The following is a 19529-nucleotide window of genomic DNA, read 5'->3' on the forward strand; positions in this document are numbered from 1 at the left end:
AGTGCTAGCTGTACGATGAACATACCTGTGATATATAGGACTGCTATATAGTCAGGTATTCAGATTACTGTAATGGAACAGTTAGTAATAGAAAATAGTAAAGGGAGTTTCTAAAATGGGAAATGTGTTCCCGAGAATATATGACATAGCCATGAAGCCACTAGAAGTAACTCGATTTAAAAAGGTTCGAACAGAATTAATCCGTAATGCACAAGGAAATGTATTAGAGATCGGCTCAGGTACTGGTATAAATTTTCCATATTATCGGCAGGCAAAACATGTAACAGCAATCGAACCGAATCCGGAGATGAGTCGCAGAGCTACGAGAAGAGGACGGAATGCACATGTTCCCATTACTTTATATGAGGCAAGTGCAGAATCATTACCATTTGCCGATCATACATTTGACACGGTAATCTCGACTTTAGTATTTTGTACAATACCTAATCCACTACGCGCATTAAAAGAAATTCAACGTGTTAGCAAGCCGAATGCGACTCTATTATTTTTCGAACACGTCAAACTCGAGCAGCCGGGCTTTGCTAAAGCACAAGATCTAATAAATCCGATATGGGAAAAGGTTTGCGATGGCTGCCAATTAAACCGAAACACTCTTTCACTTATCATCAATTCAGGTATATGTGTAGAAGAGATTGAACCACTCTATGGAGGCTTGTTTTTATCTATCATCGGAAGGAAGTTAGAGCATGAAAAAACTAATTATACTAGCCTTGGCAACGGTTTTCCTACTCGCTGCATGCGGGAAAAATAAGGTCGACGAATCTGCTGCTAAAGAGTATATTAAGAAATCGAAAGAGGCGATTACGCTATTCAACGAAGAGAAATTTGATGAAATGCGTACAATGTTTGATGCAACGATGAAAGATGCGTTATCTGTAGAGCAATTACAAGAAGTAGCCGATATTGTAAAGGAATCCGGCGATTTCGTCAGTTTTGAAAAAGAGTCTGTTACCAAAAAAGAGCAATACTTTGTTGCAACAATTGCTGCGAAATACATAGAGGACAATAGAGTATACACTATTACATTGGATGAACAGCAACGAGTCGCAGGATTTTTCGTGAAATAAGTACAATAATTGAAGCTCTAACGGAAATGGGTCACTTCTAGTTAGGGTTTTTCTCTTTCATGGTGCCAAGGATGAAGGGTGTAAATTAAAAATTCTATTGATATTTATTAATAAGCTTTGCGATATGCATAGAATAACTTAAAACGTCTAATGATTGTCTGGTTAAAAGAGATGGAGATTGATGAGCTAGAAAATGAGAAAGCTCTGCATTACTTTCTTATACGGATCAGTTAAAAGAAGCAACAAAAGATGCGGGTTTTGTATGAAAAAAGGTACAAAGTGATCAATGTTTCGGAAGGTATGTCTACTTGGAAAGAACCAGTGGAATGATGAAGGGATAGGCGACGGAATGCTACCGTCGCTTTTGTAAATGCTTACTCTGTTGGTGGGCCTATTAATTGCGTAGGGGAAATATCATTCACAGCGGTTGCCCATTGTTGTTCATTTATTCCATACGAGTAGGCAAAAACGTCAGTTGGTGTAGCAGTCAGAATATCGGAACCTAAGACGACCTCTGGAGTATTTGCGTTAAATATACCTTGCAGATGCGTATCATCGGTATGTGCAATTTGGTAATGCCACCATCCTTGAGGAATATTAACGACTTGACCTACTTTAATCGTATAATGTTGAAAAAGTTTCGTGTCAATATTCATAATAGAAATAGTAGCAGAGCCTGAAACGCAGTAGGTCAGCTCGGAAGCATTTGGATGATAATGAGGTTCAATGATGTGATCTTTACTGAGGAAGATATCCAACATCGACAAATCATCCAATGTGTTTAGTTGCTTGTTGCTTAGAATATTAATAAAGTTCTTTTCATTTTTCTTGAAAAAGGGACTAATATTCAAATCCGCTGCGTAATCGGGATTATTTGAAATCATTTTCATCCGACCTTTCCTGTTTGCTGTTATATAGTATGTACGTAGGAACGTAACGTGAATTGAATTGTATACTGGTCTCCAAGTGTGATAAAGGTCAATAAAGGGTAATGGATATAGAATGAGCAAGAATAGGTGGAGGAGATAAAGTATGGTCAAAGAATATGATTTACTTGTGATTGGAACAGGCAGTGCAGGTTCCATTACAGCAACAAAATGTAGGAAAGAAGGCTGGAGTGTCGCAATTATCGATGATCGACCATTGGGTGGGACATGTTCTCAACGGGGGTGCGATCCGAAGAAAGTATTGGTAGAGGCTGCTGAACTGATTGATTGGAATGAGCGGATGCAAGGAAAAGGGATTGAAGGAGACAGCAAAATCGATTGGCCTACATTAATGGAATTCAAACGCACATTTACTCAGTCGATACCTGAAGATACCGAAGAGAAATTTGAGAAATTAGGAATTGATATGTATCATGGCAAGGCAGTCTTCCAAAGTGAAAACGAATTGAAAGTCTGCTCGGAGGTATTGAAAGGGAAATATATTTTAATTGCTTCAGGTGCAGAACCTATAAAAATGGGTATCGAAGGTGAAGAATATTTGACGCACAGTGATGACTTCATGGAATTGGAGTCACTACCAAAAAAGATTATCTTTATAGGTGGCGGATTTATTTCATTCGAATTCGCGCATCTTGCCGCGAGGGCAGGCTCAGAAGTGCATATTTTGCATAGAAGTGAAAACGCCCTAAAGAATTTTGAGCAAGATTTAGTGAAAATGCTGATTAAACGTACGGAAGAAATGGGTGTTCATGTGCAGTTGAACACACCAGTAAATGGAATTGAAAAATGTGGCCATTCATTTGTGGTCAAAGGGGAACAAGAGGATCGCCAAGTAGAATGGAAAGCGGATCTCGTTGTACATGGAGCAGGACGCACACCGGCATTGGATATTGATTTGGAAAAAGGAAATGTACAGCGTGATAAGCAAGGCGTATGTGTCAATGAATACATGCAAAGCGTAAGTAATCCACATGTATATGCAGCTGGAGATGTCGCTTCAAGTGACGCGCCTCCATTGACACCCGTCGCAACAACTGAATCACATGTTGTCGTTTCTAATCTTCTAAAAGGGAATAACAAAACGGCAGATTATCCAGTCATTCCATCTGTTGTATACACCGTTCCTAAATTATCATCCGTTGGAATGAGCGAACAAGAGGCAAAAAACTCCGGTTTAAAAATATATGTAAAATCACAAGATATCACCGAGTGGTTCACATATAAACAGACAAATCAAGGGGCCGCGGCATTTAAAGTAATTATCGACCAAGAGAAAGACGTCGTACTTGGTGCTCATTTCTTGGGTGGTGGAGCCGATGAACTGATTAATCTATTTGCGATGGCTATTCGATTCCAAATTCCTCTTATAGAATTAAAGAAAATGCCATTCGCGTATCCAACGATAGCTTCCGATATTTCTTATATGGTGTAAAAAAATCATTGCAACTCTCTATCCTGTAAGTGGATAGAGAGTTTTTAGTTACTAGTAAAAAGGAGAGTATTCTGTACACTACTATGAAATTGACTCTTCAAACCTCGCTACGTTATCCTGAAGAATGAGGCTATTATAGTGTAAAGAATCCGATGAAGTACATAGTAAATAGGAGGAAAAGAGACGATGATCAAGCGAGCATTAACTATCGCCGGTTCCGCTGCACGTGGGGGAGCAGGAATCCAAGCAGATTTGAAAACATTCCAAGAATTTGATGTGTTTGGCACCACAGCGGTCACAGCGATTGTTGCAAGAAATCCACGTACTGGACAAGGTATATACCCTCAGTCTTGGGAAGCGATTGAAGCGCAATTGGTGACGATAGAAGAAGATATCGGTATCGATGCCATGAAGACTGGCATGTTGTTTACAAAAGAAATTATTGTCAACGTAACGAAATGGATTCAGCAGTCTGACGTTCAAAATATTGTAGTAGATCCCGTGATGATCGGAAAGATGGGCTCTGCGTTATTGAAAGACGATGCAATGGAGGCGATGCAAAAGCAATTGATTCCTCTTGCGACAGTCATTACGCCGAACATGCCTGAAGCATCTTACTTATTGGGCGGTATGGACTTGAGATCTGTAGGGGATTTAAAGGAAGCTGCACGTCGTTTGTTTGAATTTGGACCGAAGTTCGTATTAGTGAAAGGTGGAAGATTGGAAGGGCCGGCAGTAGATGTGCTGTATGATGGTGAACAGTTTTATCTACTTGAAGCTCCCAGAATGGACACGTTGAATACGAATGGTGCGGGTTGTAGTTACTCTGCTGCTATCGCGGCAGGCTTGGCAAAAGGACAAACGGTACAAGATGCCGTGGTGGAAGCGAAGAAGTTCATCACAGCAGGCATTCGACGTTCATTGACCTTCAAACAAGGTGTGGGGCCAATCTATCACGCGGCGTATGGTAAGTACGATGAAGTGAGCTGTAAAGTAACTATTGAGCAAGCATGAAGAAAGGATGTCTTAGAAGGAGTAACACTCCTAAGACATCCTCTTTTGCGTAACCTACTAAAAGTGAGTTCTTTATAAGGTTACTATTAGTAAGCTTGTTTATCAAACTTAGGTATGATAAAGTAAAAAAAGTAGAGGATTGGGGTTTTGCTAATGAAGAAAAATGAAGAGTTTGTTCAATCAGTAAATCCTAAAGGTCAAAAAAGTTGCGATAGTTTCCACAACACGATCGAGTTTATCGGTAAGCGTTGGATGGGAATTATCATTTATCATTTATTAGACGGACCGAAAAGGTTCTTTGAATTATCGTCGGAGATCGAAGGGATATCAGATCGTCTTTTAACGGAGAGATTGCGTGATTTAGAAGCACATGGCTTGGTCATTAAAAATCAGTCCGATCCAAAGATCAGAAAAGTCGAGTACGAACTTACGCCGAAAGGGAAAGAATTGGAAGACATTATTCAGGCCATTTTTGAGTGGGTAAAGAAAAATGGTTGTTGTTATGAGGAGTGAATGCATTGATAAGAGAACAGGCAAAACATTTTAGCGGAATTCCGTTATCGATATTAGACTTAGCAATGATCAATGAAGGAAGTCATGCGGGTCAGTCATTTAAGAATAGTGTAGATCTTGCACAGCATGCAGAAGATTGGGGTTTCAATCGCTACTGGCTGGCGGAGCATCATAATATGCCCGGTGTTGCGAGTTCCGCGACATCTATCATCATTGGACATGTAGCGCAGATGACGAAAGATATTCGAGTGGGCTCTGGCGGTGTCATGTTGCCAAACCACGCACCGCTAGTTATTGCGGAACAGTTCGGTACACTCGATGCTATGTATCCAGGTCGTATTGACTTAGGGCTAGGCCGTGCACCTGGAAGTGACCAGGCGACAGCGTATGCACTTCGCCGGACATTACAAAGCGGTGGAGAAGATTTCCCACAACAACTAGAAGAATTACGTATGTATTTTGCGGGCAATCCGACTGATCGTGTTCGAGCATTTCCTGGAGCAGGACAGGACGTTCCGATTTGGTTGCTTGGTTCAAGCGGCTTTAGTGCGCAGTTATCTGCGGAACTCGGCTTACCGTTTTCGTTCGCCAGTCACTTTGCACCGCAGTTTATGATGCAGGCTCTGCAAATTTATCATCAAAGTTTCCGACCGTCGAAAGATCTTCAGAAGCCCTATGTAATGATGGGAGTTAATTTAATTGCAGCGGATACGGATGAAAAGGCACAATACTTAGCTACATCCATGCAGCAGCAGTTTCTAAATATCCGACAAGGTAAGATGACGCAATTTACTCCTCCAATTGAAGATATTCATGCGGCATGGTCACCATTTGAGCAAGAAGCGGTTGCACAGCAAAGCCAAGCACCGTCTGTCATCATTGGAAGTCCAGAAACCGTGAAACGGGAGCTAGAAGAGTTCGTGGAAATGACGAAAGCAGATGAGCTGATCATCAGTTCAGGAATCTTTAATCATGAAGAGCGACTTCGTTCATATGAAATCCTAAGTGAAATAATGAAGTAAAAGAAAAAGCATCCGCCTTGCAGGAAGAAACTGCTTGGCGGATGTTTTTTGTTCTTACTGTGTATCAATCTCTTCAGTCAGTCTTTCAATTTCATCGATTAGCTCACCGATATAGGAGATCGTATCACGCAACGGTTTGTCTGTTGTGATATCGATTCCTGCCATTTTCGCGAGAGCGGCTGGTTTTTTTGAACCACCTGCGCGAAGAGTATTGAGCCAATCTTCAACGGCTGGTTTTCCTTCGTTCAATACGCGTTTTGCCATTTCAGTAGAAATGGTTAATCCAGCACTATATGTGTATGGATATAAGCCCATGTAATAGTGTGGTTGACGCATCCATGTCAATTCTGCGCCATCATTCATCTTCACGCTATCGCCCCAGAATTCTTCGAGTACACCGCGCTTCAAATCGTTTAAAATAGTCGCATTGACATGGCCACCTGCATCTACTCGTTCGTACACTTTGCGCTGGAACTCTGCTTCAAGTAAATGCGTCACGAAGTTATGGTAATACGTTCGTGCGACGATGGAAGATAGTACCCAACGCTTAAATTTAGGGTCAGCGGAATTTTTCAATAAGTGATTGGCCATCAGCATCTCATTCATCGTAGAAGGCGCTTCAATGAAGTACAGTGACGATTCCGAATTGAACAGGTTTTGCGCCTCATGGGCATAGTTGAAATGTCCGGCATGACCTAATTCATGCGCTAAGACAAAGACATCTTCCATGCTACCTGTCCAAGAAATCAAGATAAATGAGCCTTGACCATAAGGACTTGCACAAAATGCACCTGTTGATTTACCTTCATTTTGAGCAAAATCAATCCAGCGTTCCGAATAGGCACGGTTCACCATGTCAAGATAGTGATCGCCCATAACAGCAAGCGCATCATTCATATATTTCTTCGACTCCTCCACTGTAATGGAAGGCTCATATAACGGATCGATTGGCATTTTTAAGTCCGCGAACGTTATTTCGTCGAGACTATATATTTTCTGAAGAAGTTTTGCGTACTTTCGCATATGTGGTGCGAGTTCTTCCATAATCACATCGATTTGGCGATTGTACATAGAACGATCTACATCTTGTTCCATCAATAAATAGTCAATAACGGAGTCATACCCACGTAAGTCAGAGATCGTTTTCTCCATTTGTACATGCATGTCATATGTTTTGGCTGTTGTGTGTTGATATTTACGCAACGTATCGCTGAATGTTTGAAACGCTGCACGTCTAACCGATGTTTTTGGTTCAGACTCCCATTTACCTTCAAATGAAACATAGCTCAGTGGATAGGTTTTTCCATCTGTAATGAAGTCAGGGAAGTCGATATCTGCCATTTTCGTTGTATTATACATCGAATAGGGTGCTTGGAAAGAAGCAGAGAATGCAGCGAGTGTCTTCTCCACTTCAGGATGTAATTGATGCGGTTTTTCCCGAATGATTTTATCGAATACAGTTGCATACTCCCGAGACTGTTTACTTGCTTGTTGTAAAGTCTCCTCGGAAAGCGCAGTCAATTCACTCATCATGAATGAAGTTTGACTACCGATTTTGGCAGCGATTGAACCAAATCTGCTCTCTCTCATTTGGGCAGCATCATTTGTTAAATCAACACTTGCCGTCAGCTCAGCATAACTAGCGATCTTGACCAGTTTCTCTTGTAAGCTACGATAGGCATCCAACGCTTGAATAGCTGAAGTTGAATCTATAATCGTACCTTTATAGTTTTTCAGAAAAGCAGTTGCTTCCGTTTCAGTATCTTTTACTGCGTTCTCGTAGTCCTGTTCATTTTCAAATAAGGTTTGTAAATTCCAGGTTTCTTGTTCGTTAACTTGTGCACGTTTAGGTAAGCTTTTCACCAATGTGAATCTCTCCTTCAAATCGATTATTCGGTTGTCGAATTAAATAACAGTATAATACAATGAATGTTCACAGTACAAAATTATGGTTTATTGGAAAGTATAAATTCCGTTAGCCAATCAACCTGTAAGGGGCCATTGACAACCTTATAATACAGACGGTCATTGTGGATTAATATCCCTTCCTCAATCAATATAGTCATACGATTTCCTTCTTCATCGTGTAGATCGATTGTGAAGAGCGGTTGGTCATCAAACAATTGTAATGTATCCGGATCTATCCGCTCATAATCATATGTTTGGAGAAATTGAAGTAGGCGGTCAACTTCTTCACCTTGATCTACTCGCCACGTAACGGCTTGCTGGTTTTGCAGACCAGGTTGCCGAAAAGTAATGAATGAATAGGGAGATAAACCGTTCAGTTGATGTTCTTGCAATCGCTCAAAGGGATGGGAGGCAGCTTCGTCGATTGACTGAATCATGACATAAAATCCTCCAGCCACTAATAATGCCAAGATAACTCCACGTATCTTCATACGATCCCCCTCCTTCCATAAAGTATCGTTTCTCACTAGTATATGAATGTAATCAAGAAGATACGCATAGAACTGTCCATACTCTAAACGATATTTTGTTTTAGGTCGATATTTTAATATTCAGAATGTATAATAGAGGGTATTCATCTGAAAGGGAGGCGATCAATATGAAAGAATATGTGACACATGCTATTCAGGATAATTATGCGGATGCCTTTTCATGGTGTTATGGTTGCGGACGGCTCAACGAGGAAGGGAACCATTTCCGAACTGGTTGGGAAGGAGAGCAAACCGTTACGTATTCATTACCACCTGAAAAATATACGGCAATTCCGGGATTTGTGTATGGTGGATTTCTTGCTTCATTTATGGATTGCCACGGCACAGGATCTTGTGCACTTGCCCTACATCGAAAGAACGGTCATGAACCTAGTGACGGGACTGTACCGCCGCGTTTTGTGACAGCTTCCTTGCAGATTACCTACAGTAAACCGACTCCTCAAGGAAAAGTATTGAAAGCGATTGGAAACGTTACGGAAATTCATCCGAAGAAGTGGAAAGTAGCTATAGAAATTTACGCTGAGGATGAATTATGCGCTTCTGGGGAAGTGATTGGAGTTGTAATGCCTACTACATTCACCAAGTAAAATAGACAACTAGATGAGGTGTGAACAGAAAGTATGAGTAAATTTTCACAAACTGCCGTAGCGAATCCGGTATTTCCCATCATGATTGCGATTGCGGTCTGTCATTTATTTAACGACACGCTACAGGCAGTGATTCCAGCTATGTTGCCAATTCTGGAAAAAGAATATCAATTTAGTTATAAACAATTAGGGTATATTGTTTTTGCTCTAAATATTGTAGCTTCTATACTTCAACCAGTTGTAGGATATTTAAGTGATCGCAAACCCAAGCCATTTGCGTTGCCGATTGGCATGACATGTTCTTTAATTGGAATGGTAGGGCTAGCATTAGCACCAAGCTATTGGCTGATCATTGTATCTGTTATGCTGCTAGGATTGGGGTCAGCCATTTTTCACCCTGAAGGTTCTCGCGTGTCATTTTTGGCGGCGGGAGACAAGCGTGGACTTTCACAGTCTATCTATCAAGTAGGAGGTAACTCGGGACAAGCACTCGCACCTTTGATCAGCGCTTTCGTCCTCGTTCCTCTCGGTCAAATAGGAGCAGCTGTTTTTGTATTAGTAGCTGCTGCTGGGATTGCTTTACTAACTCGAATCTCGATCTGGTATAAGAAACAGCTGAATGAAGAGCGTTTAGGTACGCGGAAGAAAGTATTATTAACGACATTGGAAAGTTTGTCAAAAAGACAAATCACGATCGCGCTGACTTTATTAATGATTATTATATTTGCGCGTTCATTCTATGTGACGAATATTACGAGCTTCTATATTTTCTATTTGATAGAATACTATGGCATGACGATTCAGCATGGCCAGTTGTACATTTTCTTATTCTTGGCCCTGGGTGCTGTCGGGACATTTTTCGGTGGACCCATGGCTGACAGAATAGGACGAAAAAAAGTGATCGTCTTATCGCTTATTGTGCCTTTACCACTTAGTTTGTTGCTGCCGTATGCACCTGTACCTGGAATCATTTTATTATTATTAGCAATCGGATTCTTTATTATGCTTAGTTTTTCCGTCACGGTAATCTATGCCCAAGAACTCGTACCTTCCAAAATTGGTACCATGGCGGGACTAACAGTAGGATTAGCGTTCGGAATGGGGGCAATCGGTGCAGTTGCCATTGGAACACTTATCGACTCGATCGGTATTTATCAAACGATGATCATCACGTCATTCTTGCCGTTCATTGGTCTAGTCGGATTAGCTTTACCTAGTGATCAAAAGATTACATCAGCTACATAATCAGGTTATTAGTGTTATCATCATGAAGAGAAGGTGTACAGAATGAAAATAGTCAATAATATGGCGGAATTAATCGGAGAGACTCCGCTTGTAAAAGTACGAACGCTCGGTGAAACTACTGGCGCTGAGGTGTATGTGAAATTGGAGTATTTCAATCCAAGCCGTAGTGTAAAAGATCGCGCGGCTTATCAAATGCTTGTAGAAGCCGAGAAAACGGGGGTACTAAAACCCGGTGCCACGATTATTGAGCCGACGTCAGGAAACACGGGAATTGGCTTGGCCATGAATGCTGCAGCAAAAGGATACCCAGCCATTTTTGTTATGCCGGATAACTCTACGATTGAACGTATTAACTTAATGAAAGCCTATGGAGCGAAAGTTGTATTGACACCTAGCGCAGAGCGTATGCCAGGTGCGATCTCTAAAGCGAATGAAATTTCACAGTCCATTGAGAATAGTTTTATTCCGATGCAGTTTGAAAATGAAGCGAACCCTGATAGTCATCGCCATACGACGGCTGTAGAAATTATAGAAGCCATTCAATCCATCAATCGTAAATTAACAGCATTTGTCTGTACATCAGGAACAGGTGGTACGGTAACAGGTACAGGTGAATCATTAAAAGAGCATGACCCGGCTATTACAGTGCATGTGGTTGAACCTGCAGGGTCACCGGTATTATCAGGTGGCAAACCAGGCAAACATAAACTGGTAGGTACCAGTCCTGGATTTATTCCAACTGTATTAAATACCCATGTATACGATGAGATTTTCCGAATTGAAGATGACGACGCATATACTACCGTCAGACAATTCGCAAGACAAGAAGGAGTTTTGCTCGGGCCGTCAGGTGGCGCATCACTGTATGCAGCATTGCAAGTGGCGAAACGTTTAACTCCTGAAGATACAGTCGTTTGTATTGCGCCCGATTCTGGTGAAAGATATTTATCGAGTGATTTATTTCAATAATATCCACAAGCAAAAACCTCTTCCCATGTCGGGTAGAGGTTTTTTAACGTAGAATTTCGGAATAAAAATGATAGAAAGCTATTACCTATAGCATTTAATCACATGTTTTTAAATAGATTGAAAAAATAATCAGAAATCCTATTGACAAAACCTACGTAAATGGTAGATTATATATATACAAAACATATAAAGTTAGTAGGAATTAAAAAACGGAATGACACAAAAATATTTATGAGGGGGAATCAACATGTATTTGAAAATTGAAGGCATTGAAAAGAGCTTTCCCCACAAAGAAAAGGGAACGGTCAAAGTACTAGATCACATCAACCTTGAAATAGAAAAAGGACAGTTTGTTTCTATAGTAGGTCCGTCAGGTTGCGGAAAGTCCACTATGTTGTATTTAATTGCGGGACTCGAAAAAGCGGAGCAAGGGAAAATTAGTATTAACGGAAAAGAAGTAAAAGGGTCGGATTCAGATCGAGTGGTCGTTTTCCAAGAAGCGGGGCTGTTCCCCTGGCTGACAGTACTCGATAACGTTACATACGGTTTACTTTTAAAGAAGATGTCGAAGAAAGAAGCGGAACAAAAAGCTATTGAAATGTTGAAAATAGTCCACTTGGGGAATTACATTAATTCCTATCCGCATGAATTATCAGGGGGAATGAAGCAACGCGTATCCATCGCGCGTGCGCTTGTAATGGAGCCGGATATCCTATTAATGGATGAACCATTCGCGGCATTGGATGAACAAACGCGAATGGTACTTCATAAAGAGTTATTGGATATTTGGAGAAAAACGAAAGTAACCGTTCTCTTCATTACACATAATATTCGTGAAGCGGTATTACTTTCACAAAAGATTGTCGTGTTTGCGACACGTCCTGGGAAAATTAAAGCGACCTTCAAATCCAATGATACAAAAGATGGCGTCATGCCGAATGACGTGACGTTGCAACTCGAAAAGCAGATTTTGGCTGAACTTCAAGAAGAAATAGAGAAAGTGTTGAAGGAGGAGATGGGCGATGACTACAGCTTTAAGACGAATAGTGTTTCTCGGGATACTAGTGGCGATATGGGAAGTCACATCTAGGCTATCGGATTTACCCGATTTTATGTTTCCGAGTTTCACACAAGTCATGTCGACTTTGATTTCTGGACTCATCTCCGGTCAAATCCTCATTGCAATCGGTGCAAGCCTTAGCAGATTGTTAATTGGATTCACGATTGCTTCTGTACTTGGACTGGTGCTTGGTTATTTGATTTGGCGATACAAAATAGTGGAAGACACACTTGGTTTTCTAGTGACAGCTTTACAGTCTATTCCAAGTATTGTCTGGTTTCCACTTGCGATTATCTGGTTCGGTCTCAATGATTTTGCTATTTTATTTATCGTTACATTAGGGGCTACTTGGACGATGATCGTTAACGCAACAAGCGGCTTTAAAAACGTACCAGTATTATATCAGCGTGTTGCCAAGTCACTAGGATCTAGCGGTTTTCACTTTTTGCGGACCGTGATCTTGCCAGCGTCCGTACCACAATTAATTTCTGGATTACGCATCGCGTGGGCATTCTCATGGCGTGCACTCATGGCAGGGGAATTACTAGGTGCCGGCGTCGGTCTCGGTCAACTACTAGAATCAGGACGCGCACTTGGTCAAATGGATTTAGTTATTTCTGTCATGATTATCATCGGGGTTATTGGAACTATTATGGATAATGTATTATTTTTGCGTTTGGAACGCAGTGTTGAAAGAAAATGGGGAATTCGGGCGTGACACGCTCTAAGAAAAGGGGATCATCATATGAATAAGAAACTATTGGGTGTATTGCTTTCAGTATTAGCAATTGTGGGGATTTTGTCGGGATGTGGGAAAACAGAGGTAGACAGCGCGGATAAAAAAGAAGTAAAGATTGGATATTTCCCGAACTTAACACATATCGCAACAATCGTTGGACTCGAAAATAATTATTTCGCGGAAGAGTTCGGTGAAGACATTAAGATTACGACGAAGACAGTTAGTAACGGTGGGTTATTCATGGAAGCAATGGCTTCTAATTCGATAGACATCGGAACAGTTGGACCTGGACCTGTAATCAACTATTATGTAAAAGATCCAAAGTATCATATTGTTTCTGGAGCAGTAAATGGCGGTGCGGTATTAGTAGCCAACGGTAAAAGTGGAATTAATGAATTAGCTGATCTTGATGGTAAGAGAATTGCAATTCCTGTAATCGGCAGTACGCAAGATGTAATGCTACGTAAAGCGTTGAAAGACGTGGACCTAAAAGCAAAAGCTAACGGAGGAACTGTGGAGTTTTTCGCATCTGCACCAGCGGATACAGCAACATTATTCATTCAAGATTCAGTTGACGGCGCAGCAACACAAGAACCTTGGGGGTATATTTTACAAAATCAGGCGGATGGTAAATTGATTCTCGATTGGGAAGACTTTGCTTGGGGTAAAGAATCTACGAACACAGTTGTCGCAACAAGCGATGCATTTTTGAAAAACGAAAAATTATCGACTGCTTACTTGACAGCTCACGCAAAAGCAGTTCAATTCATTCGTGATGAGCCAGAAAAAGCACAAGAACTAGTGGTGAAGCACATCAAAGATCTGACTGGTAAAGAAATAGCCAGTGATGAATTGGAAGCAGCCTTCACACGAATCGAAGTGACAACAGATGTAAATGAGGACGTATTGCAAGAGATGGCTGATATCAGTCAAGAAGCAGATTATATCAAAACGAATGAAATCGATGGATTGATTGATCTAGAAGCCATTAAAAAAATTACAGCAAACTAATACTAAGCGAGTATCCATTGTGGATGCTCGTTTTTCTATTTTCGTATCGTTTGATAAATAGCAATAAAACAGGATATGCTAGAATGTAGGTAGAACATAATTTCGCTAGTTGAAAGGATGAGGACAGTGCTGGCAGATTTATTGAACGAATCAAAACGTACTATTGTCTATACTGGAGCAGGAATGTCGACAGAAAGCGGGCTACCAGATTTTCGTTCTGCTAAAACGGGCATGTGGGAAACAGAAGATCCTGCTAAAGTGGCGAGCGTAACTGCTCTCAATCAACAAGTAGAACAGTTTTTCCAGTTTTATAAACAACGCGTCATAGCAGCAAAAGAAACAGGACCGCATAAAGGACATGATATTTTAGCTAAGTGGGAAAAAGATGGCCTGATCGATGGAATTATTACGCAAAACGTCGATGGTTTCCATACGATGGCGGGGTCAAAAAACGTCATGGAACTTCATGGGACACTTCGTCATGTCCATTGTGAAACGTGTGGAAAAGTATACGGTAACGAACGCTACGAACAAGAGGAATTTTACTGCGATTGTGGCGGTAAGTTGCGTCCATCTGTTGTCTTATTTGGAGAAATGCTGCCAGAAGAAGCATTTATTCAAGCGATATTTGAAAGTGAGAAAGCAGACCTCTTCATTGTCTTAGGTTCATCATTAACCGTTACACCTGCGAATCAATTTCCGCTGATCGCAAAAGAGCAAGGCGCGAAGTTAGTCATTATCAATATGGAGCCTACAGAAATGGATCACTTTGCCGATCTCGTTATCAATGAACGCAAAATCGGAGAAATATTGAATGAGGCGGATCAAAAAGTGGATAGTAAGTAATTTGAGATAGAAGAATGAGCGTAGTAAACGGAGGATTTTCATATCACTCTTTTGTTACGCTGTTCTTCTTGTCTCTATTTTTAAAGATGAAAAGAGGGGAATCGATTTGAAAATTTTTCATACCGCAGACTGGCATCTCGGTAAACTCGTCCAAGGAATCTATATGACAGAGGATCAGCGTTATATATTGCAAGCTTTTATAGAAGAGATAAAGAGAGAACAACCGGATGTGGTCATTATAGCGGGAGATCTGTATGATCGCGCAATTCCACCAACTGAAGCGGTAGGTTTATTGAATGAAGTTCTACAGGAGATTGTTATCGATTTGAAAATACCTGTCATCGCTATTGCAGGAAATCACGATAGCCCTAGCCGTCTTCATTTTGGAAGTACGTTCATGAAAGACCAAGGTTTATACATAACAGGAGAATTGTCCCCGCACTTGTCACCAGTCAAGCTTCAAGACCCGTATGGTGATGTCTATTTCCATTTAGTACCATATTCGGATCCTTCAGTTGTTAGTCACTTGCTCGAAGATGAGTCGATTTCCAGTCATCAACAAGCTATGAAGAAAATCATCGAGCGTATAGAGAAGTCTATGGATCAGGATGCTCGACATGTTTTCGTTGGTCACGCATTCATCACTACGCATGGTGAGAAAGAGGAGAATACAAGTGACGCGGAACGACCCTTATCGATTGGTGGGGCTGAATATGTTTCATCAGATTTGTTTGAGCCGTTTCATTATACGGCGCTTGGTCACTTACATCAGGCGCATTTTGTAGGCAATGAAACGATTCGTTACTCAGGTTCACCATTAAAGTATTCAATATCGGAAGAGAATCATCAAAAAGGGTATCTCATTGTGGAGCTCGGAAGAAATGGCAAAGTGGAAATTGAGAAAAGATTACTCACTCCTCTTCATGATATGAGAACGGTTAAAGGAACGATGGACGATCTATTAATGATGTCTCACAATGAAGATTATGTGTTCGTCAAGTTGCTTGATACGGTACCAGTCATACAACCGATGGAGAAAATCCGTTCTGTCTTTCCGAATGCCATGCATGTAGAACGTAAACTTTTTGCTTCTTCTACAGACAGTCTAGGCGGAACAGTGAATGTTGAGAAAAAAGAAGACGATCAAGCAATGTTTGCTTCCTTCTTTAAAGAACTTCAAGGCGAAGAAGTAGACGAAGAAACGAAAGAGTTATTCGCTGAAGTTTTGTCTGACGTTATGAAGGAGGAAGAACGTGCATGAAACCCATTATATTAACGATGACAGCATTTGGACCGTATAAAGATAAAGAAGTTATTGATTTTCGTGATTTGAAAGATCATCGTTTATTTGTCATTTCCGGAAAAACAGGTGCTGGCAAAACTACAATCTTTGACGGCATCTGTTTCGCATTATATGGACAGGCAAGTGGAGAGGATCGTACTGACACAAAAGCGTTGCGCAGTCAGTTTGCGCATGATGACATGCAGACGACTGTAGAGTTAACTTTTGATATCCATAAGCGGAGATTTCGTGTCGTGCGTCAGATTCCTTACAGAAAAAAAGGGAATAAATCAGATACGTTAGGCCGCTGCGAATTATTTGAAGAAAAGGACGAGCAATTCGTTCCGGCGGTAGATCGCCAAATTGTTACGGAGGTAAATGAAAAGATCGAACAGTTGCTAGGCTTTACGCACGCACAGTTTAGTCAAATCATGATGTTGCCTCAGGGGGAATTTCGCAAATTCTTAACATCCGATACGGCAAATAAGGAAGCCATCATGCGGAAAATCTTTAAAACGGAACCGTACCAGAAGATCGTAGAACAGTTAAAAGTAAAAAAAGAAGAAGCGAATGCGGAATATCTTCGTGAAAAACAATTGGGTGACACGATTCTTCATCAAATACCAGCGAAGTTACCCATGCGCGACTCTTTATTATTTACAGAATTACAATCAAAGTACCCCAACTACCATCAGCTTCTAGTAGGTCTTCAACAAGAACATGCCTATTATGAGATACAATCTAAAGAAACTCATAAAGAATATACTAGACTCTATAAAGTTCATAACGAAAAACAACAAGAAATACATGAAGCTCGTTTAATTAATGAACAATTTGCCCAGTTGCTGCAACGCCAAAAAGAATTAGATGGATTGCAGGCGAAACAATCAGAGATGAAAAGTCTCGAACAGCAATTGCAGCAAGCAGAACGGGCCGCGAGATTAGAAGATTTAGAACAACAAGTGAAGTCTAATGTAATGGAATGGCAGAAAAAAGATCGAAGTTATTCTGAAACTGTCACGTTTCTTGCTGATGCGGAGAGAAAGCTATTGTCGGCAAAGGCTTCTTATGAACAGGAACTAGCTAAGGAATCTGAGCGAAATGAAGTGAAAGAACATTTACTTACGCTAAAAAATTTACTTCCAATCGTATCCGGACTCACAGAGCAACGTCAAGTGTTAGAGGAAATTACGAACACGGTAGATCAAGTAGAGAAATCTTTGCTAAGAAATCAGCTGGCAGCAAAGCAAGAAAAAGAAGCCATGACCATGCAGAAAAATGAAATTAGTGAATTGGAAACTTTATTAGAAGACTACGAACAGTTGGTGGATCAACTTTCAACTAGCAAAGCCGTCGCAAAGCAAGTGGCTTTATACAAGCAACAGCTAACACAACAACACGAACTGGAGACACATTTTACAACCGCCAAGCAACAAGTAGAGCAGTATACAGATGTCTATCAAGCTCTTGAAAATCGTTGGATTAGTAATCAGGCGGTAGCCCTCGTTGCTTCACTTCATGACGGAGAGTCTTGCCCAGTTTGTGGTAGTGTCGACCATCCAGCTAAAGCAGAAGTTGCAGAAGCCGAGCACATATCGAAGCAACAATTAGACACAGCTAAACTAGAGTTAACGAATAAAGTACAGACTTTCCATACTAAGCAGGCGGAATTGCAACAACTTAAGCAACGTATTGAATTAAGTAAAGCTGAATTGGATGAGCAACAAGTAGATTTGAATCTTGATCATCAAAAAGAACAGGCTGATTTGACGGAAAAAGTAGCTGTCCTTAGAAATAAGCGAGAGTCGTTGAAACAAAAGAAAGACCAACAAAACCAAGCGCAGAAGGCCATGGATGAACTCACTAAAGAACTGAATATATTGGAACAGCAGCGCAATGAATCAAAAGCAGAGCTTGAAACGAAACGAGCCCTCTATAACTATGCACTAACGGAGGTTCCTGAAAATCTACAGGAACTATCCGCATTGCAACAACAAATTACATCTGAAGAAACAATAAGTCAACAACTTGAAAGTGCTTGGAAAACAATTCAACAGAAATTACAAGACGCCTCAACTGAGAAAATAAAATGGGAATCCCGAGAGGTTTTGGAGAAGAAGTCCTTAGCAGATATGAAAGCAAAGGTAGACCATAGTTCAGCTTCCTTTACAAAACGGCTGACAGAAGAAGGCTTTACCTCGGAAGAGAATTATAGGCAAGTGAAACTGCCGACTTCAAAGCGTCAGGCTATTCAGCAACAACTTCAAGTGTTCGCCCAAACGCTTCATACATTACAATCATCCGTAGAAGAACTCAAGAAGTCTGTAGATGGCAAACAGCGAACGGATATGGCAGTGATGGAGCACGAGGTTGAAACAATGAAAACACAATATGAAGAGGCGTTTGCTCTGTGCAATCAATCAAAAGCACGGGAACAAGCAGCGCAGGATCTATACAATGAATTAAAAAATAGCAAATCTAAGGAAGCCGAGTTAGAAAAGACATATGGAAAAATTGTGAATCTCTACGATCTAATCCGTGGTCAAAACCATTTGAAAATTTCCTTTGAGCGCTATATTCAAATCGAGTATTTGGAGCGCATCATTCAAGCTGCGAATATTCGCCTGCGTGATCTTTCAAATGGACAATATGAACTCGTCCGTAGTGACCGTCAAGAAACTAGAGGGAAACAAAGTGGCTTAGGTATAGATGTTCATGACGCATATACAGGGCAGACACGAGACGTTAAAACGCTATCAGGCGGTGAAAAATTTAATGCCTCTTTATGTTTGGCACTGGGTATGGCAGATGTCATTCAAAGCTTCCAAGGCGCTGTACGTATGGAGACGATGTTTATTGATGAAGGATTCGGCGCATTGGATGAAGAGGCTATAGTAAAAGCTATAGATACACTCATCGCGCTTCAGCAGTCAGGGAGAATGATCGGTATCATTTCCCATATCGATGAAATGAAAGAGGCTATTCCCGCTACATTGCAAGTAACTAAATGGAGAGAAGGTTACAGCAAAACGAAATTTGTACTGAGTTGATTAGCGGGGGGAGTAAGACGTAGCTAATCGACTTTGAAATGGAATTCACAAACTATCCAATACACGACTTTTCATTTAATCATCTTATCAATCCAAACTGATCTCTATGGAGGTCAGTTTTTTCTATTTTTAAAAGATCCATTGTGGGTCCTGATGAATAGTCTGTAAGTTGACAATATAGACAAAAGTTAAATGATTTGACAGCTGTTGATTTTCCAAATTGAGAAGAGTAATATAAGGGAACGCAATATATTGCATACAAATT

The 19529-nt window shown here is 40.8% G+C and carries 18 protein-coding genes; 15 read left to right on the forward strand and 3 right to left on the reverse strand.

Going from position 1 to position 19529, the window contains the following annotated elements; all coding sequences use genetic code 11:
• Positions 1-115 precede the first annotated feature (115 nt).
• Together CSV67_RS10185 and CSV67_RS10190 are read left to right on the forward strand one after the other, a co-directional pair.
• Entirely contained in the window at positions 116-772 is a 657-nt protein-coding gene (locus CSV67_RS10185; RefSeq protein WP_099631481.1) for a class I SAM-dependent methyltransferase, read from the forward strand.
• Positions 708-1088: a DUF3887 domain-containing protein gene (locus CSV67_RS10190; RefSeq protein ID WP_099631482.1), complete on the forward strand. Its 381-nt coding sequence runs from the start codon at positions 708-710 to the stop codon at positions 1086-1088. Before CSV67_RS10185 ends, CSV67_RS10190 begins: the two co-directional genes overlap by 65 nt.
• A gap of 374 nt (positions 1089-1462) precedes the next feature.
• Here CSV67_RS10190 and CSV67_RS10195 read toward each other — a convergent pair whose 3' ends face one another.
• Positions 1463-1978 carry a cupin domain-containing protein gene (locus CSV67_RS10195; RefSeq protein ID WP_099631483.1) on the reverse strand — a complete coding sequence of 172 codons (516 nt, stop codon included), beginning with the start codon at positions 1976-1978 and terminating at the stop codon, positions 1463-1465.
• Between the two features lie 142 nt (positions 1979-2120).
• Between CSV67_RS10195 and CSV67_RS10200 the strand changes: the two genes are divergently transcribed.
• The 4 genes from CSV67_RS10200 (at position 2121) to CSV67_RS10215 (ending at position 6016) form a co-directional block, all read left to right on the forward strand.
• Positions 2121-3467, forward strand: coding sequence for a dihydrolipoyl dehydrogenase family protein (locus tag CSV67_RS10200; RefSeq protein WP_099631484.1), 1347 nt, complete (start codon positions 2121-2123; stop codon positions 3465-3467).
• Positions 3468-3653: 186 nt separating this feature from the next.
• On the forward strand, positions 3654-4481 hold the full coding sequence (gene thiD / locus CSV67_RS10205) for a bifunctional hydroxymethylpyrimidine kinase/phosphomethylpyrimidine kinase (RefSeq protein WP_099631485.1): 828 nt from the start codon (positions 3654-3656) through the stop codon (positions 4479-4481).
• A 153-nt stretch (positions 4482-4634) separates the two neighbouring features.
• Complete coding sequence (locus tag CSV67_RS10210; RefSeq protein WP_099631486.1) at positions 4635-4994, forward strand: winged helix-turn-helix transcriptional regulator; 360 nt, start codon at positions 4635-4637, stop codon at positions 4992-4994.
• 5 nt (positions 4995-4999) lie between these two features.
• A complete protein-coding gene (locus tag CSV67_RS10215) occupies positions 5000-6016 on the forward strand; it encodes an LLM class flavin-dependent oxidoreductase (RefSeq protein ID WP_369803172.1) in 1017 nt (338 codons plus the stop codon).
• Between the two features lie 54 nt (positions 6017-6070).
• Here CSV67_RS10215 and pepF read toward each other — a convergent pair whose 3' ends face one another.
• Together pepF and CSV67_RS10225 are read right to left on the reverse strand one after the other, a co-directional pair.
• Positions 6071-7882 carry an oligoendopeptidase F gene (pepF, locus tag CSV67_RS10220; protein ID WP_199173167.1) on the reverse strand — a complete coding sequence of 604 codons (1812 nt, stop codon included), beginning with the start codon at positions 7880-7882 and terminating at the stop codon, positions 6071-6073.
• Positions 7883-7962: 80 nt separating this feature from the next.
• Entirely contained in the window at positions 7963-8415 is a 453-nt protein-coding gene (locus CSV67_RS10225; RefSeq protein WP_099631488.1) for a hypothetical protein, read from the reverse strand.
• Positions 8416-8582: 167 nt separating this feature from the next.
• Here CSV67_RS10225 and CSV67_RS10230 point away from each other — a divergent pair, with 167 nt between their 5' ends.
• From CSV67_RS10230 to CSV67_RS10270, 9 genes are all read left to right on the forward strand, one after another.
• Positions 8583-9062: a PaaI family thioesterase gene (locus CSV67_RS10230; RefSeq protein WP_099631489.1), complete on the forward strand. Its 480-nt coding sequence runs from the start codon at positions 8583-8585 to the stop codon at positions 9060-9062.
• Positions 9063-9095: 33 nt separating this feature from the next.
• Complete coding sequence (locus tag CSV67_RS10235; protein ID WP_099631490.1) at positions 9096-10307, forward strand: MFS transporter; 1212 nt, start codon at positions 9096-9098, stop codon at positions 10305-10307.
• A gap of 42 nt (positions 10308-10349) precedes the next feature.
• The gene (gene cysK / locus CSV67_RS10240) at positions 10350-11276 is read left to right on the forward strand and encodes a cysteine synthase A (protein WP_099631491.1); all 927 of its coding nucleotides are present in this window, start codon (positions 10350-10352) and stop codon (positions 11274-11276) included.
• A 247-nt stretch (positions 11277-11523) separates the two neighbouring features.
• Positions 11524-12366: an ABC transporter ATP-binding protein gene (locus CSV67_RS10245; protein ID WP_099631492.1), complete on the forward strand. Its 843-nt coding sequence runs from the start codon at positions 11524-11526 to the stop codon at positions 12364-12366.
• On the forward strand, positions 12299-13054 hold the full coding sequence (locus tag CSV67_RS10250; protein WP_099631493.1) for an ABC transporter permease: 756 nt from the start codon (positions 12299-12301) through the stop codon (positions 13052-13054). The genes CSV67_RS10245 and CSV67_RS10250 overlap by 68 nt, the downstream gene beginning before the upstream one ends.
• Before the next feature lie 27 nt (positions 13055-13081).
• Positions 13082-14086 (forward strand): aliphatic sulfonate ABC transporter substrate-binding protein, encoded by a 1005-nt coding sequence (locus tag CSV67_RS10255; protein ID WP_099631494.1) that lies wholly within the window; start codon positions 13082-13084, stop codon positions 14084-14086.
• A 126-nt stretch (positions 14087-14212) separates the two neighbouring features.
• Positions 14213-14932, forward strand: coding sequence for an NAD-dependent deacylase (locus tag CSV67_RS10260; protein ID WP_099631495.1), 720 nt, complete (start codon positions 14213-14215; stop codon positions 14930-14932).
• 106 nt (positions 14933-15038) lie between these two features.
• A complete protein-coding gene (locus CSV67_RS10265; RefSeq protein WP_099631496.1) occupies positions 15039-16193 on the forward strand; it encodes an exonuclease SbcCD subunit D in 1155 nt (384 codons plus the stop codon).
• On the forward strand, positions 16190-19264 hold the full coding sequence (locus tag CSV67_RS10270; protein ID WP_099631497.1) for an SbcC/MukB-like Walker B domain-containing protein: 3075 nt from the start codon (positions 16190-16192) through the stop codon (positions 19262-19264). The genes CSV67_RS10265 and CSV67_RS10270 overlap by 4 nt, the downstream gene beginning before the upstream one ends.
• Positions 19265-19529 lie beyond the last annotated feature (265 nt).

This window comes from Sporosarcina sp. P2, from assembly GCF_002743255.1.
Classification (GTDB): Bacteria; Bacillota; Bacilli; order Bacillales_A; family Planococcaceae; genus Sporosarcina.